Annotated in this window: 21 protein-coding genes and 1 tRNA gene; 20 read left to right on the top strand and 2 right to left on the bottom strand. The window is 65.9% G+C overall.

The window, feature by feature from the left end; all coding sequences use genetic code 11:
* Positions 1-5: 5 nt before the first annotated feature.
* From AB4Y79_RS11155 to AB4Y79_RS11235, 17 genes are all read left to right on the top strand, one after another.
* The gene (locus AB4Y79_RS11155; protein ID WP_441861502.1) at positions 6-635 is read left to right on the top strand and encodes a DedA family protein; all 630 of its coding nucleotides are present in this window, start codon (positions 6-8) and stop codon (positions 633-635) included.
* Positions 636-768: 133 nt separating this feature from the next.
* Complete coding sequence (locus tag AB4Y79_RS11160) at positions 769-1,500, top strand: DedA family protein (protein WP_441861505.1); 732 nt, start codon at positions 769-771, stop codon at positions 1,498-1,500.
* 39 nt (positions 1,501-1,539) lie between these two features.
* Complete coding sequence (locus AB4Y79_RS11165) at positions 1,540-2,676, top strand: adenosine deaminase (RefSeq protein WP_285244809.1); 1,137 nt, start codon at positions 1,540-1,542, stop codon at positions 2,674-2,676.
* Positions 2,677-2,755: 79 nt separating this feature from the next.
* A complete protein-coding gene (locus AB4Y79_RS11170; protein ID WP_441861800.1) occupies positions 2,756-3,328 on the top strand; it encodes a MazG nucleotide pyrophosphohydrolase domain-containing protein in 573 nt (190 codons plus the stop codon).
* A gap of 118 nt (positions 3,329-3,446) precedes the next feature.
* The gene (eno, locus tag AB4Y79_RS11175) at positions 3,447-4,727 is read left to right on the top strand and encodes a phosphopyruvate hydratase (protein ID WP_441861508.1); all 1,281 of its coding nucleotides are present in this window, start codon (positions 3,447-3,449) and stop codon (positions 4,725-4,727) included.
* 137 nt (positions 4,728-4,864) lie between these two features.
* Entirely contained in the window at positions 4,865-5,545 is a 681-nt protein-coding gene (locus AB4Y79_RS11180; RefSeq protein ID WP_441861511.1) for an FtsB family cell division protein, read from the top strand.
* A gap of 27 nt (positions 5,546-5,572) precedes the next feature.
* Positions 5,573-6,244, top strand: a complete 672-nt coding sequence (locus tag AB4Y79_RS11185; RefSeq protein ID WP_441861514.1) for a DUF501 domain-containing protein — start codon at positions 5,573-5,575, stop codon at positions 6,242-6,244.
* Complete coding sequence (locus AB4Y79_RS11190; RefSeq protein WP_441861517.1) at positions 6,241-7,188, top strand: Ppx/GppA phosphatase family protein; 948 nt, start codon at positions 6,241-6,243, stop codon at positions 7,186-7,188. The genes AB4Y79_RS11185 and AB4Y79_RS11190 overlap by 4 nt, the downstream gene beginning before the upstream one ends.
* A gap of 4 nt (positions 7,189-7,192) precedes the next feature.
* Positions 7,193-8,602 (top strand): S8 family serine peptidase, encoded by a 1,410-nt coding sequence (locus AB4Y79_RS11195; RefSeq protein ID WP_441861519.1) that lies wholly within the window; start codon positions 7,193-7,195, stop codon positions 8,600-8,602.
* Positions 8,603-8,636: 34 nt separating this feature from the next.
* Complete coding sequence (locus tag AB4Y79_RS11200) at positions 8,637-10,103, top strand: NAD(P)/FAD-dependent oxidoreductase (protein WP_441861522.1); 1,467 nt, start codon at positions 8,637-8,639, stop codon at positions 10,101-10,103.
* Positions 10,104-10,210: 107 nt separating this feature from the next.
* Positions 10,211-10,284, top strand: a tRNA-Leu gene (locus AB4Y79_RS11205).
* Positions 10,285-10,529: 245 nt separating this feature from the next.
* Positions 10,530-11,762: a branched-chain amino acid ABC transporter substrate-binding protein gene (locus AB4Y79_RS11210; protein ID WP_441861525.1), complete on the top strand. Its 1,233-nt coding sequence runs from the start codon at positions 10,530-10,532 to the stop codon at positions 11,760-11,762.
* Between the two features lie 153 nt (positions 11,763-11,915).
* On the top strand, positions 11,916-12,923 hold the full coding sequence (locus AB4Y79_RS11215; RefSeq protein ID WP_441861528.1) for a branched-chain amino acid ABC transporter permease: 1,008 nt from the start codon (positions 11,916-11,918) through the stop codon (positions 12,921-12,923).
* Positions 12,920-14,167, top strand: a complete 1,248-nt coding sequence (locus AB4Y79_RS11220; protein ID WP_441861531.1) for a branched-chain amino acid ABC transporter permease — start codon at positions 12,920-12,922, stop codon at positions 14,165-14,167. Before AB4Y79_RS11215 ends, AB4Y79_RS11220 begins: the two co-directional genes overlap by 4 nt.
* Entirely contained in the window at positions 14,164-15,111 is a 948-nt protein-coding gene (locus AB4Y79_RS11225; protein WP_441861534.1) for an ATP-binding cassette domain-containing protein, read from the top strand. The genes AB4Y79_RS11220 and AB4Y79_RS11225 overlap by 4 nt, the downstream gene beginning before the upstream one ends.
* Positions 15,098-15,811: an ABC transporter ATP-binding protein gene (locus AB4Y79_RS11230; RefSeq protein ID WP_441861537.1), complete on the top strand. Its 714-nt coding sequence runs from the start codon at positions 15,098-15,100 to the stop codon at positions 15,809-15,811. The genes AB4Y79_RS11225 and AB4Y79_RS11230 overlap by 14 nt, the downstream gene beginning before the upstream one ends.
* A 148-nt stretch (positions 15,812-15,959) precedes the next feature.
* Positions 15,960-16,862: a Bax inhibitor-1/YccA family protein gene (locus AB4Y79_RS11235; RefSeq protein ID WP_441861540.1), complete on the top strand. Its 903-nt coding sequence runs from the start codon at positions 15,960-15,962 to the stop codon at positions 16,860-16,862.
* A 108-nt stretch (positions 16,863-16,970) separates the two neighbouring features.
* Here the strand turns inward: AB4Y79_RS11235 and galK are convergent, their stop codons facing one another.
* A complete protein-coding gene (gene galK / locus AB4Y79_RS11240) occupies positions 16,971-18,152 on the bottom strand; it encodes a galactokinase (protein WP_441861542.1) in 1,182 nt (393 codons plus the stop codon).
* A complete protein-coding gene (gene galT / locus AB4Y79_RS11245) occupies positions 18,149-19,303 on the bottom strand; it encodes a galactose-1-phosphate uridylyltransferase (RefSeq protein ID WP_441861545.1) in 1,155 nt (384 codons plus the stop codon). The genes galK and galT overlap by 4 nt, the downstream gene beginning before the upstream one ends.
* Before the next feature lie 99 nt (positions 19,304-19,402).
* Here galT and AB4Y79_RS11250 point away from each other — a divergent pair, with 99 nt between their 5' ends.
* The 3 genes from AB4Y79_RS11250 to ilvA are packed head-to-tail and all read left to right on the top strand — an operon-like array spanning position 19,403 to position 22,961.
* Entirely contained in the window at positions 19,403-20,377 is a 975-nt protein-coding gene (locus tag AB4Y79_RS11250) for an aldose 1-epimerase family protein (RefSeq protein ID WP_441861548.1), read from the top strand.
* A 25-nt stretch (positions 20,378-20,402) separates the two neighbouring features.
* Positions 20,403-21,719 (top strand): AI-2E family transporter, encoded by a 1,317-nt coding sequence (locus AB4Y79_RS11255; protein ID WP_441861551.1) that lies wholly within the window; start codon positions 20,403-20,405, stop codon positions 21,717-21,719.
* Between the two features lie 3 nt (positions 21,720-21,722).
* The gene (ilvA, locus tag AB4Y79_RS11260; protein WP_441861554.1) at positions 21,723-22,961 is read left to right on the top strand and encodes a threonine ammonia-lyase; all 1,239 of its coding nucleotides are present in this window, start codon (positions 21,723-21,725) and stop codon (positions 22,959-22,961) included.
* Positions 22,962-22,963 lie beyond the last annotated feature (2 nt).

A 22,963-nucleotide genomic window follows, 5' to 3' on the forward strand; every position in this document is an offset into this window, starting at 1 on the left:
GACCAATGCAGGCCATCAACGACTTCATCCTCGCCGCAGCCGGACAGCCCTGGGTGCTGGTCCTGGTGCTGGCGTGCTGCATCATTGACGGCTTCTTCCCGCCCGTCCCCAGCGAATCCGTGGTGGTGGGCCTCGCCGCCGTCGCCGCCACCGCGGATGTTCCCAATCCCCTGTTCCTAGCGGGGGTGGCTGCCGCGGGCGCCTTCGTTGGCGACAACATTGCCTACCTTCTGGGCCGCCGGGTGGGTACCACCCGCTGGGCCTGGATGCGCGGACCGCGCATGCAGACCGCCTTCCGCTGGGCGGGCCGGGAACTGCGCAAGCGGCCGGCGTCGCTGATCCTGGTGGCCCGGTTCGTTCCGATCGGCCGGGTGGCGGTCAACCTGACGGCCGGTGTTACCCACTATCCGCACCTGCGGTTCGTTGGCCTGACGATCCTCTCGGCCACCCTGTGGGCCGGATACTCCGTGACGATCGGACTGTTTTTCGGCCAATGGTTCGAGGACAACCACGTCCTGGGCGCTGCGATCGCCATCGTTTGTGCGGTCGCCCTGGGCATCCTGATGGACCTGGTGATCAACAAATTGCGGGGTAAACCCAACGTGGTGGAACGGATCCGGGAACCCGGGACCTGAGCCCCGCGTTTAACGGAAAATTCCGGGCACCGGGGCGTAGCGGACTGCGTCCCCCGCATGGGACACTTAGGAACGATTTCCGCTTTGGCTGCGGCGCTTTGGCTGTGCCATTTTTTTACAGGAGCAACACCGCGTGGAGTTTATTAATGAGGCCGTGCTCCATGCAGCGGGCCAGTGGTGGATTTACCCCGTGCTGCTGGTGTTCTTCTTCGTGGACGGCTTCGCCATGGTGGTCCCCAGTGAGACTCTCATCGTGGCACTGGCGGCATTCTCGCGGCACAGCGGCGAACCCAATCTCTGGATCCTTGGCCTGACGGCCCTGATTGGTGCCATTTGCGGCGACAACATGGCTTATATGCTCGGCCGGAAAATCGGACTGGACCGGTGGGGGTGGATGCGCCGGCCCAAGGTTCGGAAAGTCTTCGCCTGGGCCCGCTACGAGCTGGAGAAGCGTGGCGCGGTGCTGATCTTCACCGCCCGTTACATCCCCTGGGGACGGGTGGCCGTCAACTACGTGGCCGGCAGCACCGGGTTCTCGCACCGCAGGTTCTTCGTCTTCGACGCCTTTGCCTGCGTGACGTGGGTGGGCTACTCCCTGGGCATCGGGGTCCTGGCCAGTTCGTTCCCCTGGCTGCACCACAACCCCCTCCTGAGCGCCGGCATCGCGGTCGTGTTCGCGATTGTCCTGGGCGTCGTCATTGACCATGCCCTGCGCTGGTGGCACAAACGGCTGGGCCGCCACGATGAACCCGAGGCAGACGCCGAAGCCGGCGGATGGACCGAAAACGCTTCCGGCCAGGATGGACGGCCCGGCACCCGGCCCCTCACGGTGCCCTCGGCGGATGCGGGTCCCGCCGCCAAGTAGCGGCTGGCTTTGAACCCCGCCCCACCCTAAGGTGGGAACGTGACTGAGCCCATTCTTGACGCCGCCCCCGCCATCGATTTCGACCTGAAGAGCCTGCCCAAGGTTTCCCTTCACGACCATCTGGACGGGGGACTCCGTCCGGCCACCATCATCGAACTGGCGGAAGCCGTTGGGCACACGCTTCCCTCGACGGACCCGGTTGCCCTGGGCGAGTGGTTCCGCGAATCCGCAGACTCCGGCTCCCTGGTCCGCTACCTGGAAACCTTCGACCACACCGTGGCCGTGATGCAGACTTATGATGGCCTGTTCCGCGTGGCAAAGGAATTCGTTGAAGACCTGGCAGATGACGGCGTGGTGTACGGCGAGGTCCGCTGGGCGCCGGAGCAGCACCTGCAGAAGGGGCTTAGCCTGGATGAGGCCGTGGAAGCGGTCCAGGATGGGCTGGAGGCAGGCGTGGAGGCCGTCTCAGAGACCGGCCGGGAGATCCAGGTGGGCCAGCTGATCACCGCCATGCGCCACGCCGACCGCGGCCAGGAGATTGCCGAACTCGCCGTGCGACACCGCAACCAAGGCGCAGTCGGTTTTGACATCGCAGGCGCGGAAGACGGCTTCCTGCCCAGCCGGTTCAAGGACGCGTTCACTTACCTGGCCCAGCACAACTTCCCCGCCACGGTGCACGCCGGCGAGGCCGCCGGGCTGGAAAGCATCCAGTCCGCGCTGGTTGACGGCCGGGCCCTCCGCCTGGGACACGGCGTCCGGATCGCCGAGGACATCATGGTGGAATTCGACGATGACGACGAGGCCGGAGACACCGTCGGCCTGGTCACCCTGGGCGATCTCTCCAGCTGGGTCCGCGACCGCGGCATCGCCCTGGAAATCTGCCCGTCCTCCAACCTCCAGACCGGAGCGATCGCCGGATTTGGCGAGGGCATCGAAAGCCACCCGCTGGACATGCTGTACCAGCTGGGCTTCAACGTCACCATCAACACCGACAACCGCCTGATGAGCGGCGTCACCCTGACCGATGAGTTCAACCTGCTGGTGGAGACGTTCGACTACGACCTCGACGACCTCCTGGAGCTCACCCTCAACGCCGCCGAGGCATCCTTCCTGCCCCTGGAGGAAAAGGAAGCGCTGGTGGAGTACATCAACGACGCCTACGCCAACCTTGGCTGACCAGCAACCCGCGGCCGGCAGCTCTGCCACGGCCGAGCTGCTGGACAAGATGGCGCAGCTGCGCGAGCACTGTCCCTGGATGGGGGCCCTGACGCACGCCTCGCTGGTGGAGTACCTCCTGGAGGAGGCCTATGAGGTGGCCGAGACCATCGAGGAGGGCCACCCCGACGCCGAACTCCAGGGCGAGCTGGGTGACGTCCTGCTCCAGGTCGTGCTGCACGCCCGGCTTGCCGAGGAGCGCGGCGCGTTCACGTTCGACGACGTTGCGCGCGGCCTGGGTGCCAAAATGATCCGCCGCAACCCGCACGTCTTCCGGCCCGACGGTTCCCTGCAGGACAGCTTCCCTGCCACGGTGGCGGAGATCGAGCAGACGTGGGACGCCGTCAAACGGGCCGAACGCCCGGAACGGCGCCATGCCTTCGAGGGCATCCCCGCCACCCTTCCGGCGCTGGCCAAGGCGCAAAAATCGCTGGACCGCGCCGCCCGTGCAGGCCTGGGGCTTCCCGGCGGGGTCCCCGTCCCCGAAAGCGAGGACGAACTCGGAACGCTGCTGCTCGCCGTCGTGCGTTCCGCCCGGGACCGCGGCATGGACGCCGAGCGTGCCCTGCGTGCCGCCGTCCGCCGCTACCAAGGCGACCAAGCTCCATCATGACGTCCGCGCTTTGACCGGTTTGAGTAACCCGGAGCACTCTCGACTACGCTAGTCCCTGACGAGTACGTCGAGTTTTCTGCCTGATTCCCCCCGTTAATCGCCCATAAGGAGCAAATTCATGGCGCTTATCGATGCCATCCACGCCCGCGAGATCCTTGATTCCCGCGGCAACCCCACCGTTGAAGTTGAAGTCCTGCTGTCGGACGGCCAGATCGGCCGCGCCGCAGTTCCCTCCGGTGCTTCCACCGGTGAGCACGAGGCCGTCGAACTGCGCGACGGCGACAAGGGCCGCTACCTCGGCAAGGGCGTGCAGAAGGCCGTCGACGCCGTGATCGACCAGATCGCCCCCGCCCTGACCGGCTTTGACGCCACCGACCAGCGCAGCATCGACCAGGCCATGCTGGACCTGGACGGCACCCCCAACAAGGGCAAGCTCGGCGCCAACGCCATCCTGGGCGTCTCCCTGGCGGTCGCCAACGCAGCCGCGGCCTCCGCCGACCTGCCCCTCTACAAGTACCTGGGCGGCCCGAACGCGCACGTCCTGCCCGTCCCGCTGATGAACATCCTCAACGGTGGCTCGCACGCCGACTCCGACGTCGACATCCAGGAATTCATGATCGCCCCCATCGGCGCCGAGACCTTCTCCGAAGGCCTGCGCTGGGGCGTCGAGGTCTACCACAACCTCAAGTCCGTCCTGAAGGAAAAGGGCCTGTCCACCGGCCTGGGCGACGAGGGCGGCTTCGCCCCGAACCTGCCGTCCAACCGCGCTGCCCTGGACCTGATCCAGGAAGCCATCAAGAACGCCGGCTACACCCCGGGCAAGGACATCGCCCTGGCCCTGGACGTCGCATCCTCGGAGTTCTTCAAGGACGGCGCCTACCAGTTCGAAGGCAAGTCCCTGTCCGCCGGCGAGATGAGCGCCTACTACGCCGAACTCGTGGCCGACTACCCGCTGGTTTCCATCGAGGACCCGCTGGACGAGAACGACTGGGAAGGCTGGAAGACCCTCACCGACGCCATCGGCGACAAGGTCCAGCTGGTGGGCGACGACCTCTTCGTCACCAACCCCTCTATCCTGCAGCGCGGCATCGACACCAAGACGGCCAACTCCGTGCTGGTCAAGGTCAACCAGATCGGCTCCCTGACCGAAACCCTGGACGCCGTCAGCCTGGCCCAGCGCGCCGGTTACACCACCATCACCTCGCACCGCTCCGGCGAAACCGAGGACACCACCATCGCCGACATCGCGGTGGCCACCAACGCCGGCCAGATCAAGACCGGCGCACCTGCCCGTTCCGAGCGCGTTGCCAAGTACAACCAGCTGCTGCGCATCGAAGAGGAACTCGACGACGCCGCACGTTACGCCGGACGCAGCGCGTTCCCGCGTTTCAAGGGCTAGTAACCGGCTAAACCCATCGGCGGTGGCTATGGTTGGAAGACCATAGCCACCGCCGTTGTTTTCCGCAGCAATGGTCCAGGCAGTGTTTGTCCAGCACAGATAGTGGCGGCCCAGGGAGGCTGCGTTTCAGGAGTGTCATGGCTACCCGCCGCCCCAAAGTTCCCAAGGTCGCCCCCGCCCGTCCGGCAAAGGACACGGCCGACGACGGTACCTCCGGCGGGGCCGAGGTCATCCGGGCGGATTTCCGCCCGGGCAACGGCGCTGCCGCGGCTGACGCGTCTTCCGGGCAGGACAACCGCGGCCGCGGAACTGCGGGCCGGCCGGGCGGAAAGGCGGGAGGGGCAACCACCCCCAAGCCGTCCGCAGGACGCAAGGGCAGCAGTTCCGTTGACGGCACCAACGGCCGGGCCAGTGACGAGGACCAGCACCCCGTCCCCGCCAAGGCCTTCTCCGGCCGCATGCTCGCCCTGGCCGTCGTGATGGTGGCCATCACCATTATGCTGGCGCCTACCGTGAAGATCTTTTTCGACAAGAAGGCCGAAATTGACGCGCTGAATGCCGATATCGCCGCCCGTCAGGCCGAAGGTGACGCCCTCCGGCAACAGGTTTCGCGGTGGCAGGACCCTAACTACGTCAAGCAGCAGGCCCGCGACCGCATTAACATGGTTATGCCGGGCGAAACCGGCTACTGGGTTTTTGGCAGCGATGAGCCGGCCGGAGAAAGCAGTAGCCCCGCCAGCGCAACAGCACAAGACCCCGCCGATCTGCCGTGGGTGGATTCCCTGTGGGAGTCCATCAGACGCGCGGCCACAGACTGAACCGCACAGGAAGGACGGCCCGCGACAATGGAACACAGCACGGCAGCCGCCCGGGACGAATCCCGCCAACCGACAGAACACGACCTTGACGTACTGAGCAGGCAGCTGGGACGTCCCGTCCGCGACGTCGTGGAAATTCCGGCGCGGTGCGTTTGCGGCAACCCGCTCGTGGCAGCGACCGCCCCCCGCCTCAGCAACGGAACCCCGTTCCCCACCACCTTCTACCTGACGCACCCGGTGATCACCTCAGCGGTTTCCCGGCTGGAAGCCGCAGGCGTCATGAATGAAATGAACGACCAACTCGCCGGGGATCCCGGGCTCGCGGACGCCTACCGCTCGGCGCATGAAGAATACCTCGCCGCCCGGAACGCGATCGGAGAACGTTCAGGCATCGGCCCGGTGCCTGAAATCGATGGCGTCTCCGCCGGGGGAATGCCCGTACGCGTCAAGTGCCTGCACGTCCTGGTGGGCCACTCCCTGGCGTCCGGCCCCGGCGTCAACCCGCTCGGTGACCAGGCCATTGGAATGATCAGCGAGTGGTGGACGACGGACAAGTGCTACTGCGACGGCGCCTGGGACACCACCGGCGAGGCGCCTTCGCGGGACCTCAGCCGCCATGGTCCCCAAGGCCTGCCGGACATCGTTGGCCGCCCCGCGCCCGTGCGGAAGACTGCCCGCATCGCCGGGGTGGCGGAGTGACGCGCGTCGCCGCAATCGACTGCGGCACCAACTCCATCCGGCTCCTGATCGCCGACATTGACCGCAGCAACGGCAACACGGCCCTGACCGATGTCGTTCGGGAAATGCGCGTGGTCCGGCTGGGCCAGGGAGTGGATGCCACCGGCGAACTGGCTCCGGAGGCCCTTGAACGCACCTTCGCCGCAACGGCTGACTATGCCCGCCTGATCCGTGAGCACGGTGCGGAACGGACCCGGTTCGTCGCTACCTCAGCAAGCCGGGACGCACGCAACAGGGACGTCTTCGTGGACGGCATCCGGGACCTCCTGGGAGTCGAACCCGAGGTCATTTCCGGCGACGAGGAAGCAGCCTTGTCCTTCGCCGGCGCCAGCAGCGTGCTGCCCATCCTCGACGGCCATGAAGTACTCGTGGTGGACCTCGGCGGCGGAAGCACCGAATTTGTCCTCGGCACCGCCTCGGGGGTCACAGCAGCCAAATCCGTGGATATCGGCTGCGTTCGCCTCACTGAGCGGCACCTGCGTGACGATCCGCCCACGGCCGAACAAGTCGCGGCCGCCGAGGCCGACGTTGACGCCGCCATAGCCCGCGCCGGACGCGACGTGCCGCTGGAACGTGCCACCGCCGTCGTCGGTGTGGCCGGATCCGTCACCACCATCACCGCGCACGCCCTCCGCCTGCCCGAATACTCCCCGGACGCCATCCACGGCGCCCAGCTTCCTATTGAGGACGTCAGGGCCGCTGCCGGCGACCTGCTGGCGATGACCCGGGCCCGCCGGGCGGCCCTGCCGTACATGCACCCGGGGCGGGTGGATGTCATTGGCGCCGGGGGACTGGTGTGGCGCCGCATCCTGGAACGGATGGGCACGCTGACCGGCGGCAGGGTCACCGCCGCCACCGCGAGCGAGCACGACATCCTTGACGGCATCGCCCTGAGCATCGGGTAGTCCCATGCAATCCACCCCAGCTCCGACGCCGCCGGCGCGCCGGGCCGCCGCGGCCCTCACGGCTGTCCTGCTGGCCGCCTGCTGCCTGTGCGCCGGCCTTTTTACCGCCCCCGCCGCCAAGGCCGACGATTGGCGCGATAAAGAGTACTGGCTGGCAGATTCCGGCATCACCAAGGCCTGGGAGGTGTCCAAGGGCGCCGGCGTCAAGATTGCCGTCATCGACAGCGGCATTGACGCCCAGCACCCGGACCTCAAGGGTGCCGTCACCGGCGGCTATGACGCGTCCGGCTCGGGCCAGCCGGACGGCCAGAAGAGCGTCGGCTCCAAGCCTGAACACGGCACGCTGGTGGCCACCATGCTGGCGGGCCGCGGCCACCAGCCGGCCAGTGCCTCACCCAGCCCCAGCCCCGGGCCTGCGGGCACGCCGCCTGACGGCGTCATGGGCGTGGCGCCGGAAGCGCAGCTCCTTTCCGTTTCCACGTGGCTGGGTTCACCGAACCCCTCAGGCAAAAGTGACCAGGACCAGATTCCCGAAGCCGTCCGTTGGGCAGTGGATAACGGCGCCAAGGTAATCAACATTTCGCTCGGCAGCACAACACCCCAGTGGCCGCAAAGCTGGGACGCTGCGTTCCTTTACGCCGAACAAAAGGATGTGGTCATCGTGGCCGCAGCCGGCAACCGGGTGGGCGGCAACACGCAGGTGGGCGCCCCCGCAACCATCCCGGGCGTCCTCACAGTCGCCGGCCTGGACCGCAAGAACACAGCCAGCGTGGATGCGTCGTCCCAGGGGATCAGCATTGGTGTGGCCGCCCCTGCGGAGAACCTGGTAGGCGGACTCCCCGGCGGGAGCTACGCCGACTGGGCCGGAACCTCCGGCTCCACTCCGATCGTTTCCGGGGTGGCTGCACTGATTCGCTCCAAGTGGCCGGACATGAGTGCCGAGCAGGTCATCAACAGGATTGTCTCGACGGCGAAGGATGCCGGCGCGCCCGGCAAGGACCCGCTGTACGGCTACGGGATCCTCAACGCCGAGGCCGCGCTCAAGGCCGACGTCCCGGAAACCACGGTTAACCCGCTGGGTACCATCGCCGAATGGATCCGGGTCCACCGGCGCGGCAACGCAGCCCCGGCAACCCAGGTTCCTTCCGCCGCCCCGGTGCCCAGCGCGGCACCCACCCTGCCGGAGGCAACCGTCCCCGCTGCCAAGGCGCCGTCCCAGCGCGACAGTGCCATCGGCGCCGCCGTCGTCATCGGTTTCGCCGTCCTTTTCGTGGCGATCATCGCGGCGGCCGCGTTCCAGCTGAGGAGGGCTTCGCGCAACCCGGCCCTGGCCCGGGAAGACCCGGATACCGGAGTGGTGCAACAGGTCAATTTGCCTCGGGAATCACACGTTACGGACCAGCGACCTAGTTAGTGAAGATTTTCACAAACTACGCTATCCTTAAACTATGGCAACCACCCCACAGCTCCAGGATCGTCCCAGGGTACTCGTCGTCGGCGGCGGGTACGTCGGCCTGTACGTAGCACTGAAACTGCAGAAGAAGATCGCGAATGCCGGTGGCATCGTCACCGTCGTTGATCCCCTGCCCTACATGACTTACCAGCCCTTCCTCCCGGAAGTGGCCGGCGGCAACATCGAAGCCCGCCACGCGGTGGTGTCCCACCGCCAGCACCTCAAGCAGACGGAACTGATCCAGGGGCGCGTCACCTCGATCGACCACGTCAACCGCACAGCTGTGGTGGCACCTGCCGACGGCGGCGAGAACTTTGAGGTTCCCTACTTCGACGTCGTCCTCGCAGCCGGCGCCATCACCCGCACGTTCCCCATCAAGGGCCTGGCGGACAAGGGCATCGGCCTGAAGACCATCGAAGAAGCGGTTGCCCTGCGCAACAAGCTGCTGGAGCGCATCGAGGTTGCCTCCACCATGACGGACCCCGCTGCACGCGCCAAGGCCCTCACGTTTGTGGTGGTCGGCGGCGGCTTCGCCGGGATCGAATGCATCACCGAGATGGAAGACCTCGCCCGCGCCGCCGTGCGCAACAACCCGCGCGTCAAGCAGGAGGAAGTCCGCTTCGTCCTGGTTGAAGCCATGGGCCGCATCATGCCCGAGGTCACCGCCAAGCAGGCCGACTGGGTAGTCGAGCACCTCCGCAGCCGCGGCATCGAGGTCCTGCTGAACACGTCCCTGGACAGCGCCGAGGGCAGCCTGAAGCTCATCAACCTGCCGGACAAGACCCCCGCGCAGGAATTCGAAGCCGACACCCTGGTGTGGACTGCAGGCGTGCAGGCCAACCCCATGGTCCGTTCCACCGACTTCCCGCTCGAGCCGCGCGGCCGCGTCCGCGTCCTGCCGGACCTGCGCATCGCCGGCGACGAAGGCATCGTGGAGAACGCCTGGGCGGCCGGCGACATCGCCGCTGTTCCGGACCTTACCGGCAAGGGCCTCCCGGACGGCACCTGCGTCCCGAATGCCCAGCACGCCCTCCGCCAGGCCAAGCGCCTCGCGAAGAACCTCTGGGCGTCACGTTGGGAAAAGCCGCTGGGGGACTACAAGCACAAGAACCTTGGTGCTGTGGCCGGCTTCGGCGAATGGAAGGGTGTTGCCAACATCAACCTCCTGGGCCGGATCGGCCTCAAGGGCGGGCTCGCCTGGCTGGCACACCGCGGCTACCACGGTATGGCCATGCCCACTGTCGAGCGCAAGTTCCGCGTCATCCTGAACTGGATCATCAGCTTCTTCGCCGGCCGCGACACTACGCAGCTGCTGGACCTGGACAACCCCCGCGGCGCCTTCGTCGCGGCGGCCACCCCGGCTCCCAAGCCTGCGGCTGCGCCCGCCGCCGTCCCGGCCGCCGGCTCCGGTTCATCAGCCACGCCCGCTCCCAAGGAAACGGTAGCCGCCAACGCCAAGTAGCGCGCCCATCCGCTTCACCGCGTCCGACGGCGGCCTTCCCCTTCCCGGGGCCGGCCGCCGTCGGCGTTTCCCGGCAACGAGCCGTGGGCAGGTACCATTGACCCGGCGCCCCAGTAGCCCAATTGGCAGAGGCAACGGACTTAAAATCCGCGTGTTGTGGGTTCGAGTCCCACCTGGGGTACAACTGCCATGGACGGCAACTGATGCCTTCGCGCCTGAAAGCCGCCTGCGATGCAGGCGGCTTTCGCCATTTAATTCCGCATAGGCAACGACTGTTATAAGGCTGTGACCTCAGTCACTTAGATTCGTTGCCCTCCATGCACTAGCTTGAACCTAAATCAGGAATACCTGGTCCCATTTTCGGGCGCCGCAGCGTCCCATTGATCCGCACGCGCATCGCATGGCCCTGTTTCGGAAGGCAGACAAATGTACCGAAAGAAAGTCCTCACCTCGTTGGCAGCAGCAGCCACATTCAGCATGCTGCTGTCGGCCTGCGCCAACCAGGCGGGCCCCGGCACCACCGAAAGCTCCGGCTCCTCCAATAAAGTGAACATTCCCGCGATTTCGAAAGTGGATGTTCCCTCCGGTGCGGTCAAGCCTGCCGGCGACGGCAAGGCAACCTGCCCGGCCACCACCACGCTGGCCTACGCCGGCGCACAGACCGGTCCCAATGCCCAGCTGGGCGTTAACATCTTCAACGGCATCCAGCTCGCCATCGACCAGCACAACAAGGCCAACCCGGGCTGCCAGGTCCAGTTCAAGAAGTTCGATACCGAAGGCGACCCCAACAAGGCCACCGGCCCGGTGACCCAGCTGGTGAGCGAGTCCGACATCCTCGGCGTCATCGGCCTGCCGTTCTCCGGTGAGTCCAAGGCAACGGGCAACATCTTCGAGCAGAAGGGCCTGGTCCACATCACCCCGTCGGCCACCAACCCCACCCTGACCGAAAACGGCTGGACCACCTTCTTCCGCGGCCTCGGCAACGACGCCGTCCAGGGCCCGGCCGCCGCGAAGTTCCTCACCGGGAAGCTCGGCGCCAAGAAGGTCTACCTCGTCCAGGATGACTCCGACTACGGCATCGGCCTGGGAACCTCCACCTCCGCGGGCCTGGGCAGCGCCCTGGCCGGAACGGAGAAGGTAACCACGGGGCAGAAGGACTTCTCCGCAGTCATCTCCAAGATCATGAACGCCAAAGCCGACGCGGTGTTCTACGCCGGCTACTATGCCGAGGGCGCGCCGTTCGACCAGCAGCTGGTCGGGAAGGGCTTCACCGGAACGTTCGTAGCTCCTGACGGTGTCAAGGATGACCAGTTCATCAAGCAGGCCGGCGACGCGTCCAGCAACGCCTACTTCACCTGCCCCTGCCTCCCGGGTGAACTCATCCCGGACTTCGCCTCGGCTTACAAGGACGTCTCCAAGGGTGCAGAGCCCGGAACGTACTCCATCGAAGGCTACGACGCCGCAACGGTCCTCCTGTCCGGCATCGACGCAGGCAAGCAAAGCCGCGCAGACCTGCTGTCCTGGGTCAAGGCCTATGACAAGGACGGCTTCAGCAAGCACTACAAGTGGGACGCAAAGGGCGAACTCCAGGCCCCGACCGTCTACGGCTACAAGGTGGAAAACGGGAAGATCGTTCCGATCGGCCCCATCGGGGAGTAGCAACCCGGCGGGAAAAGGCTGTGGGGGCCAGCACTGCAGGCCCCCACAGCCTTTTCTTCGCTCGGCAACAACCCAGGACCAAGCTACGTCACTAGACACAAGTCCCACGGCCGGGCCCACAAGGCCGCGTGCAACTGGATCAGGATGTTCCCCATGCTTCCCTCTCTCGTCCCACTGCTCCCGACTGAAAATGACTGGATCACTTTCGACATACCGTCCCTCGCCCAGAACTTCTGGAGCGCCACCTTTGACGGCCTGACATTCGGTGCCATCTACGCACTCGTAGCGCTCGGCTACACCCTCGTTTACGGCGTGCTGAACCTGATCAACTTCGCCCACTCAGAAGTGTTCATCGTTGGCTGCTACGCCGTCTTCTTCACCCTGAGCAGCCTCGGCTTCGGTCCTTCGGTTCCCCGCCTGGACATCTGGGCCATCATCCTGAACCTGCTGCTGGCATTGGTCCTTGCCATGCTCGCCTCGGCAGTCACGGCCTTCCTGCTTGAGCGGATCGCCTATAAACCCCTCCGGCAACGAAACGCCCCGCGCCTGGTCTTCCTGATCACCGCCATCGGCGCTTCCTTCACCATCCAGTACCTCATCTACCTGTGGCGTGGTCCCAGCCCCGAACTTGCCCTGACTATGTTCCGGCCCACCCCCATCTTTGATGTCTTCGGCACCATCGTCGATTCCCAGCAATTGGTGATCATCATCGCGGCGGTCATCATGATGATCGGCATCGACCGGTTCATCAGTAAGTCCCGCACCGGCCGCGGCATCAGGGCAGTAGCCCAGGACCCGGACACTGCGACATTGATGGGCGTCAACAAAGAGCGCATCATTATTACCACCTTCATCATCGGGGGCCTGCTCGCAGGAGCCGCCGCATTGTTCTACGTCATGAAAATCCCTTCCGGTGTCCAGTACAGCGGCGGATTCGTCCTCGGCATCAAGGCCTTCGCGGCAGCCGTGCTCGGCGGCATCGGCAACGTCCGCGGCGCCCTGCTGGGTGGACTGCTGCTCGGCCTGATCGGCAACTACGGCCAGATCCTGCTCGGGAACTCGCAGTGGACCGACGTCGTGGCATTCGTGGTGCTGGTGCTGGTGCTGCTGCTGCGGCCCGAAGGCATCCTGGGAACCTCCCTTGGAAGGAGCAAAGCATGAGCATGACGGACGGACCCACGCCGCTGCAGACGGCGGCCGCCGCGCAGGCGGCAGAGGACCGCGAAGCCTCGTCGAAGGCCGCAGGCAAAAGCGATCTCCGCCAGCGCGGGAGACGCAAGTCCGGGTACTTCTCCGACCGGTGGCATGCACTGTCCCGCCAACAGCAGTGGGCCTTCCTGGTCATCGTCGTCGCGCTGGCCTACATGCTCCCGCTGCTCAACCCGCCCATCATCACCACGGAGCCGGGCAACAATTTCGCCCTGGCGTGCTTCGACATGGCACGCTTCGCCCTCATCGCGGTAGGCCTCAACGTCGTGGTGGGATACGCGGGCCTGCTGGACCTTGGGTATGTGGCCTTCTTCGCCGTCGGCTCCTACTGCGCGGCGATGCTGACCAGCCCGGACTCGCCCTTCCTGCACATCCCGTACCTGTGGACGATTCCGATCGCCATGGCGGTCACCATGTTCTTCGGCGTGGTGCTGGGTGTCCCAACCCTCCGCCTGCGGGGCGACTACCTGGCCATCGTGACGCTCGGGTTCGGTGAAATCGTCCGCATCCTGGCCACGATCATTCCCGCGATGAAGGGCCAGGTCGGTTTCCAGAACGTCGGCCATCCGCCGGGTACCGAAGCTGACGGAACGCCGATCTTTTCCAACTCGAACGGTGTGCCCTGGTACTGGCTGACGCTGACCATCATCATCATCGTCACCCTCCTGGTGGGCAACCTGGAGCGCAGCCGGGTTGGCCGCGCGTGGATCGCCATCCGCGAGGATGAGGACGCAGCGGAAATCATGGGCGTTCCCACCTTCAAGTACAAGGTGTGGGCGTTCGCCATCGGCGCCGCGATCGGCGGCCTTTCAGGCGCGCTCTTCGCCGGGCAGGTGGGGTTCGTCAACAACCAGAAGTTCGACGTCACCACCTCTATCCTCTTCCTGGCCGCCGTCGTGCTCGGCGGCGCAGGCAACAAGGTTGGTGCCATCCTGGGCGGGGCGCTGGTCAGTTACATCCCGTTGAGGTTCACGGCTATCGCCGAATACAAGTACCTGATTTTCGGGATCGCCCTGGTCCTGATCATGATCTTCCGCTCGCAGGGGCTGCTCCCGGCACGGCAGCGCCTGCTCGCCTACGGCCGGACAGCCATCAATAAGGTCACGGCCCGGGACAGCACGCAACCCAAAGACACCGACAACCCAACAGCGGGCCCCGGGACCCGCACGGCCGGAGAGAGGGGAGCAGAGGCATGAGTTCCGAGGAACGGCAGGCCGGCTCCAGCAGCGTTGAGGAGCAACCGGACAACGGCGGCCCGGCTGCTGTTGCACCCGAAATCGACATCGAAGCCCTGGCCGAAGCAGGGGTGGACCAGGAACTGGCCGAAAAAGTTGCACCGGACCGCGATATCGCCGTCGCGGTAGGCGACAACATCGTGGAGGTCCAGAACCTCACCATCAAGTTCGGCGGCCTCGTGGCGCTGGACAATATCAGCTTCAACATCAAGCGCGGCGAGATCCTGGGACTCATCGGTCCCAACGGGGCCGGGAAAACCACGTGCTTCAATGCCATGACCGGCGTCTACAAGCCCACCAGCGGGAAAGTGGTGTTGGAGGGACAGGTCCTGAACGGCATCAAGCAGCACAAGATCACCCGCCTGGGCCTGTCCCGCACGTTCCAGAACATCCGGCTCTTCGGCGAGATGACTGCGCTGGAGAATGTCGTGGTGGGCCTCGACGCGCGGCACCGTACCAGCGTCGGCGGGGCACTCTTGCGCCTGCCTACCCACATCAAGGAGGAAAAGTCCGCCATCGAGCGCGGCATGGCCCTGCTGGACTTCGTGGGCATCAGCAGCCACGCCCACGTCCTGTCCCGGCAGCTGCCCTACGGCTTCCAGCGCCGGCTGGAGATCGCCCGGGCACTGGCCACCGACCCGAAGGTGCTGTGCCTCGACGAGCCTGCAGCAGGCTTCAACCCGGCCGAGAAAGAGGAGCTGATGGCGCTCATCCGCACCATCAGGGATGAGGGCTACACCGTACTGCTGATCGAGCACGACATGAAGCTCGTGATGGGTGTGACAGACCGCATCGTGGTGCTGGAATTCGGGAAGAAGATCGCGGACGGACTGCCTCGCGAGATCCGCGAAGACCCGAGGGTCATTGCCGCCTACCTAGGAGAGCCCGAAGATGACGTTGCTTGAACTCGAGGACGTTTCCGTCCACTACGGCCGCATCCAGGCGCTGCGGAACATCTCCTTCACGGTGGACGAAGGCGAAGTGGTGGCCTTGATTGGCGCCAACGGTGCCGGCAAGACCACCACCATGCGTACCATCTCCGGCCTGTTGAACTGCTCCGAGGGGAAGATCAACTTTGCAGGCCAGGACATCACCAAGATGAAGGCGCACATCCGGGTGGTGCACGGGATTTCCCAAGCGCCCGAGGGCCGCGGGATCTTCCCGGGCATGACGGTCATGGAAAACCTTGACATGGGCACCTTCGGACGCAAGGACAGAAGCGGCGTATCAAAGGACCTGGACCGCGTCTTCGACCTGTTCCCGCGGCTGAAGGAGCGCGAGAAGCAGTTCGGCGGAACGATGTCAGGGGGCGAGCAACAGATGCTGGCCATTGGACGGGCCCTGATGTCCAACCCGAAGCTGCTGTTGCTGGACGAGCCGTCCATGGGCCTCGCACCGCAGTTCATCCGGCAGATCTTCAAGATCATCAAGGAAATCAACAACCAGGGCACCACGGTCCTGATGGTGGAGCAGAACGCCAACCAGGCCCTGGCCGGAGCGCACCGGGCCTTCGTCCTGGAGACCGGCGAGATCACGCACAGCGGCACCGGCAAGCAGTTGCTGGAGGATCCCTCCATCAAGGAGGCATACCTGGGCGTGGGATAGCGGCCCGGCGGGGCCCGGTCTTCCGGGCGGCAACGGTCACGGTTCGGTTGCAACCGGGCCCCGCGGGAACTTTCATCACTGCCGCCACGTGGGAATTGATAGCGTAACGAACAGCTCATCACCCACACCCACATGGAGGAATTCCGCAATGGCACTTGGCGGCAACCCGATCTTCAACGGAAAGAGTTTCCGTGGCGCCACCCAGGCGCAGCCTGTCCCGCAGGCTCCCTACGGCGCTCCGTACGGCCAGGCACCGTATGGGCAGCAGGCGTACGGCCAGCAGGGGTGGAGCACACAGTCCCAGGGCATGACGGACGAACAACTGCGGCAGATGTACAACCAGCCGTCGGCCGGGCCCGCGGACACCGGCCGGATGACGTTCGACGACGTCATCATGAAGACCGCCGCCTGCCTCGGCGCAGTGCTGGTGGGCGCAGCCATCACCCTCACCGTCGGGTTGCCGCTCGCGTCCATGCTGATGATCGTCGGCGCCCTCGGCGGCTTCGTGCTGGCCCTGGTCAACACCTTCAAGAAGCAGCCCTCACCGGCCCTGATCCTCGCCTACGCGGCCCTGGAGGGACTCTTCCTCGGCGGCCTCACCCGCATCCTGGACACCCAGTACCCGGGTGTCGGCCTGCAGGCAGTGATCGGCACGCTCTCGGTATTCGCCGTGACCCTGGTCCTCTTTAAGAGCGGCAAGGTTCGTGCCACACCCCGGGCCATGCGTTTCTTCATGATCGCCATCATCGGCTACGCCGTGTTCTCCCTGATCAACATGGTGCTGGTCTGGACCGGCGCCGTACAGACGCCCTTCGGCCTGCGCACCAGCGTTGAAATCTTCGGCATCCCGCTCGGCGTTTTCATCGGCCTGCTGGCCATCGGCCTTGCCGCGTTCTCGCTGATCATGGACTTCACCAGCATTGAAGCCGGCGTCCGCAGCGGGGCCCCGCAGCGCTTCTCCTGGACGGCCGCCTTCGGCCTGACGGTCACGCTCGTCTGGCTGTACGTGGAGATCATCCGCCTGCTGGCCATCCTGCGCGGCGACGACTAGGCACCCCGGCAACTGCCGCCGTCGTAAACCAAAAGGCCGTGGGCCCCACCAAGCGGTGGGGCCCACGGCCTTTTAGCGGGCTGACCAGTCAGGCAGCCGGGGACGCTCCTAGGAAATACGCAGGGCTCCGGCGGCAGGGGAGACGGTGAAGATGTCCGGTGCCTTGAAACCGGCATCGGAGAAGGCTTTGGCGACGGCGGCCCGCACCTGCTGCTCCAAATCCACGGGGGTCAGTGCGATCGCTGCACCGCCGAACCCGCCTCCGGTCATGCGGGCGCCGAGGGCCCCGTTCGCCCGGGACGTGTCCACGGCCAGGTCCAGCTCCGGGCACGAAATTTCAAAATCATCGCGCATGGACGCGTGGCTGGCGTCCAGCAAGGGACCGATGGCGCTCGGGCCGGGGCCGTCCAGGAGTTCGACGGTCTGCAGCACCCTGTCGTTCTCGGTCACGACGTGCCGCACCCGCCTGAACGTCACTTCGTCCAGCAGCCCGCCGGCCTCTTCCAGGTCGCCCACCTGGACGTCCCGCAGCGCCTTGACCCCGAGGACCTCCGCCCCGAGCTCACAGGACGCGCGCCGTGAGGCGTAGCCGCCGTCGGCATGGGAATGGGACACCTTGGTGTCGATGACCAGCAGCACCAGGCCGGCGGGTTCCGTCTCAAACGGAACCAGCACAGCTTTCTGGTCCCGGCAGTCCAGGAACACCGCCTGGCCTTTGGCGCCGCGCAGCGACGCGGACTGGTCCATGATCCCGGTGGGAGCCCCCACGAAATCGTTCTCCGCGCGCTGCGTTGCCAGCACCATCTCCTCGGCCCCCAGCCCGGCTCCGGTGAGGTCGTTGAGGGCAGAGATCACGGCGCATTCGATGGCGTGCGACGACGACAGGCCGGCACCCAGCGGCACGGTAGAGTCCAGGAGCAGGTCCAGGCCGGGGACGTCGATGCCCTGCTCCCGCAGGGCCCACATGACACCCAACGGGTATTTGGGCCAGCCCTTGGCCGTTCCAGGCTCCAGGGAGTCGAGCGAGGTGGTGACGACGCCCTGGTCACCGTACGTGGACAGCAGCCGTACGGTCCGGTCCCGGCGGACCGCGACGGCCACACGGGCGGTGCGGTCGATGGCGAAGGGAAGGACGAACCCTTCGTTGTAGTCGGTATGTTCGCCGATGAGGTTTACCCGGCCCGGCGCCTGCCATACGCCGTCGGGAGCACTGCCGAAGGCCTGGGTGAAGCGGGCGGCGAGATCTTCGACGGAAACCGGGGCTGGGCCGGACTGGTCCTGGCTGCTCACGCGGAAGCTCCTTCTGCTGCGGCCGCCAAGGCAGACGGCTCCGACGACGACGGAACGGAAACTTTGCGCAGGCGCTCCGCCACGCTTTCCGGCGTGGTGTCGTTAATGAATGCGCCCATCGCTGCCTCCGAGCCGGCGAGGTATTTCAGCTTATCCGCTGCCCTGCGCGGGGAGGTCAGCTGCAGGTGCAGGTAGCCGGCCGGGCGGAGGTCATCGTCCAAGGGCGCCTGGTGCCAGGCGGAGATGTACGGAGTTGGTGTGGGGTAGAGGGCGTCCACCCGCTTGAGCAGGTCGAGGTACACCTGCGCCAGCTCGTCCTTCTCCTCCCCGTTCAAGGCAGCGAGGTCGGGTACGTGGCGATGCGGGACCAGATGGATTTCCAGTGGCCACCGCGCGGCGAAGGGCACGTAGGCGCTGAAATGGGTGCCTTCCATTACTATCCGGCTGCCGTCCTCCCGCTCGGCGCGCAGCAGCGAGCCCGTCAGGGTTTCGTTCCCGTCCTTGGCGTCGTAATACTTCCGGGCCGCGGCCCCCAGGACGCCGGAGCGCGGCGTGACATACGGGTAGGCATAGATCTGCCCGTGCGGGTGATGCAGTGTCACGCCGATATCGGCACCCCGGTTCTCAAAGGGGAACACCTGCTTGATGCCGGCCATGGCGCTGAGCGCGGCGGTGCGCTGTGCCCACGCCTCGATCACCGTGCGGGACCGCTCCTGGCTCAGTCCGCTGAACGAACCGGTGTGTTCCGGGGTGAAGGACACCACCTCGCAGCGGCCGTAGGCAGGACCTTTCGTTCCCCACTCGGGATCCGCCGGAATGGGCCCCAATGCCGGGCCGAGGGAGGGGAAGCGGTTTTCGAAGACCACAACGTCATAATCGGCGGCCGGAATCTCGGACGCGTTGGAGTCAGTGGTGGGGCAGATGGGGCATTGGTCCGCGGGAGGCAAGTGCGTTCGTGTCTGCCGGTGGGCGGCAACCGCCACCCATTCTCCGGTCAGCGCGTCGAACCGCAGCTCGCCCGGCTCGCCCCGCGGCGGCAGGCCGCGATGGTCCGTGGTGAGCTCCACGGTACGGGGAGCGTTGGTGCCCGCATCGTCAAAATAGATCAATTCCCGACCGTCGGAGAGCGTGGTGGTGGTCATCCCTGTCATACAAAAAGCTTCTCACAAACGCTCAATAAAGAATAGTTAACAACAAAAAGTAACAGTGACGCTCATGCAAGCCTGCTCCGACCGTTGTACGGTAGGCCCATGACTGCCACTTCCGAATCCGAAAACCACGGTTCCGCGTCCCGTCCGTCCTGCGCTAGCGGCCGCCAATATGAGCTGCGCCGCGGCGACGCCGTGGCCGTGGTCACCGAGCTCGCTGCCGGCCTGCGCTCCTACCACCGTGGCGGTGTCCTGCTCACGGAAACCTACGGCGATGACCAGATCGCGCCCGGTGCCACCGGCATTACGCTGGCGCCCTGGGCCAACCGGGTGGAGGACGGGACCTGGTTCCTGGACGGGAAGAAGCAGCAGCTGGACATCACCGAGGTGTCCCGCAACAATGCCAGCCACGGACTCCTCCGGAACACCGGCTACTCCCCGGTGGGGGAGTCGGAATATTCGGTGGAACTGGAAGCCACCATTTTTCCCCAGCACGGCTATCCTTTCCAGGCCCGGCACCGGGTGGTGTATCGGCTGACCGAGGACCTGGGCCTCCACGTCCGGCAGACGCTCATCAACGATTCCGCGGCACCAGCCCCGTTCGTCCTGGGCGCGCACCCCTACCTGCGGGTGGGCGACACTCCGGTTGAGGACTTAGTGCTGACGGTCGCCGCGGACACCCGGCTGGTGGCCGACGACCGCCTGATCCCGCGAAGCACGGCACCGGTGGAGGGGGATACCGATTTCCGTTCCGGCAGCGCCATTGCCAACCTCGCGGTGGATGTTGCCCTGACCGGCCTGCACTATGACGGGGGCAGGGCACGGCACACCCTGGCCGCCGCCGACGGCGCAGAGGTGTCGCTTTGGCAGGATGAAGCCTGCCGCTACGTCCATGTTTTTGTCAGCACCGAGTACCCCGGACGGACCCGCGCCGTGGCCGTGGAACCGATGACCGGACCGGCAAACGCTTTCAATTCCGGAGACGGGCTGCGCTGGCTGCCACCGGGCGAATCCTTCAGCATCGAATGGGGGATCGACTACGTCCCGGCCCAGGCCGCTGCGCCGGTTTCCCATTAGCGCACGGCTGCGGAAGTATTGGGTTATGACGCCACATGAGGACGCCGTGAGCCAGGCAAGCCGACCTTCTGCCACCGCCGCCCCACTGAGGGTGCTGACGGACCGTGAACTCGACAAGGACATTCCCTACGGCGTTCGCATTGCGGCATCCTGGTCCTGGCGCCTGGGCCTGATCCTGCTGATGGCAGGAACCCTCGTCTGGCTGCTCAGCAAAATTACGCTCCTGATCATTCCGATCATGGTGGCCGCGCTCCTCGCGGGGCTCCTGAGCCCCGTCACCCACTGGCTGAAGCGGCGACGGCTGCCCGCCGGCCTCGCCGTCGCCGTGACCGTCCTGGGCTTCATCGGGGTCATTGCCGGTGCCCTGGCCCTGGTGGGCCGCCAGCTCGCCGTCGGATTCGGTGAGCTCTGGTCCCAGGCCCTCGAGGGTGTACGGCAGGTCCAGGACTGGCTGTCCACCGGCCCCTTGCACCTCACCGGCGCCCAGGTGGACCAGTACGTCAAGGACGCCAGTGACGCGCTGCAGAACAACAGCAGCAGCATCCTCAGCGGTGCGCTCTCGTTCGGCAGTACTGCCGGACACTTTGCAGCCGGGATGCTCCTGTCACTGTTCATCCTGATCTTCTTCCTCCTGGAAGGAGACCGGATCTGGGCATTCCTGGTCAGGCTGCTGCCGCGGAAAGCGCGGGCCGCGACCTTCGGTGCCGGCCGCAAGGGCTGGGAGTCAATGGTCAGCTATGCGCGCATCCAGATGTTCGTCGCTGCCGTCGACGCGATCGGGATCGGCGTCGGCGCGGCCATCCTCGGTGTCCCGCTGGCGCTTCCGCTCGGCGTGCTCGTCTTCCTCGGCTCGTTCATCCCCGTGGTGGGCGCCCTGGTGACGGGCGCCGTCGCCGTCCTGCTCGCCCTCGTGGCCAACGGCCCGGTCAATGCACTGGTCATGCTGGGAATCGTCCTGCTGGTCCAGCAGCTTGAGGGCCACATCCTGCAGCCCCTGGTCATGGGCAAGGCAGTCTCGCTGCACCCGGTGGCTGTGATCCTCAGCGTTGCGGCGGGCTCCTATCTCGCCGGAATCCCCGGGGCGCTGTTCTCGGTACCTATCCTGGCCGTAGCAAACTCGGCGGTTCGCTACATTGCCGCCAGAACGTGGGAACATGAACAGGTGCCGGTCATCGCCGGGAAGCCCATCACGGCCCGAGCGGGCGGGGACAACACCATCGAGGACGTTGAACCGCCGGCTGCATCCGCTGCGGGGCTTGAGGCGGCCGGCGCAACAGCCGAACACCGCGATGCCCGCACCGCCTCCCGAGAGGGCACCGGAGCCGAATCCAGAGGAGAATAGTCCGTGAAGATCCTTGAAACCCTTCCCGTCACACTGGACGATGTCCTTGAGGCGCAGAAGCTGCTTGACGGGATTATTGCGCGCACCCCCGTGGAATCGTCCCGGGCTCTGGGAAACATGGTGGGCGGTGACGTCTACTTCAAATGCGAAAACCTGCAGCGTGCCGGGTCATTCAAGGTGCGCGGGGCCTACGTCCGCATGGCGCGGCTCTCCGCGGAGGAAAAGAAGCGCGGCGTGGTGGCAGCATCCGCCGGCAACCACGCCCAGGGCGTTGCCGTTGCCGCCAAGAGCCTTGGTATCAAAGCCCGTATCTACATGCCCCTGGGCGTCGCTCTGCCCAAGCTCGCAGCCACCCGCAGCCACGGCGCCGAGGTGATCCTGCACGGCCACAACGTTGACGAAGCTCTCGCCGAAGCCCAGCGCTACAGCAATGAGACCGGCATGGTCTTTGTCCACCCGTTCGACAACGTGGACGTCGTCGCAGGGCAGGGGACCGTCGGCCTCGAAATCCTGGAGCAGGTGCCCAACGTTGACACCGTCCTCATGGGAGTGGGTGGCGGTGGACTCCTCGCGGGCGTCGCCGTCGCCATCAAGGCCCGTGCCAGGGAACTCGGACGCGAGATCCGCATCATCGGCGTCCAGGCGGAGAACGCCGCCGCCTACCCGCCCTCGCTTGCCGCCGATGCGCTGGTGCCCCTGAAGAAGGTTTCCACCATTGCGGACGGCATCGCCGTGGGCCGCCCGGGACAGCTGCCCTTCAGCATCATCCGCGAACTGGTGGATGACGTGGTTACCGTCAGCGAAGACTCCCTGGCCCGCGCCCTGATCTTCCTGCTGGAACGGGCCAAGATGGTGGTGGAACCCGCCGGGGCGGTGGGTGTGGCAGCCCTCATGGACGGCAAGATCGAGAACCCGGGAACCACCGTGGCCGTCCTCTCCGGCGGCAACATCGATCCCATGTTGATGCTCAAGGTCATCCAGCGCGGCCTCTCCGCCGCCGGCCGCTACATGACCGTGCGAATGATGCTTGACGACCGTCCGGGTTCGTTGGCAACCATTGCGCGCATCATCGCCGAAAACGATGCGAACGTCACCGGCCTGGACCACACCAGGGTGGGTGGTTCCATCAGCATGGGCGACGTCTCCATCACGGTGAACCTTGAAACCAAGGGTCACCAGCACGGTGAGCAGGTCCTCAGCGCACTCCGCGCTGAAGGTTTCCAGCCGATCGTCGTGCATTAGGA

Source organism: Pseudarthrobacter sp. YAF2 (assembly GCF_052113345.1).
Taxonomy (GTDB): domain Bacteria; phylum Actinomycetota; class Actinomycetes; order Actinomycetales; family Micrococcaceae; genus Arthrobacter.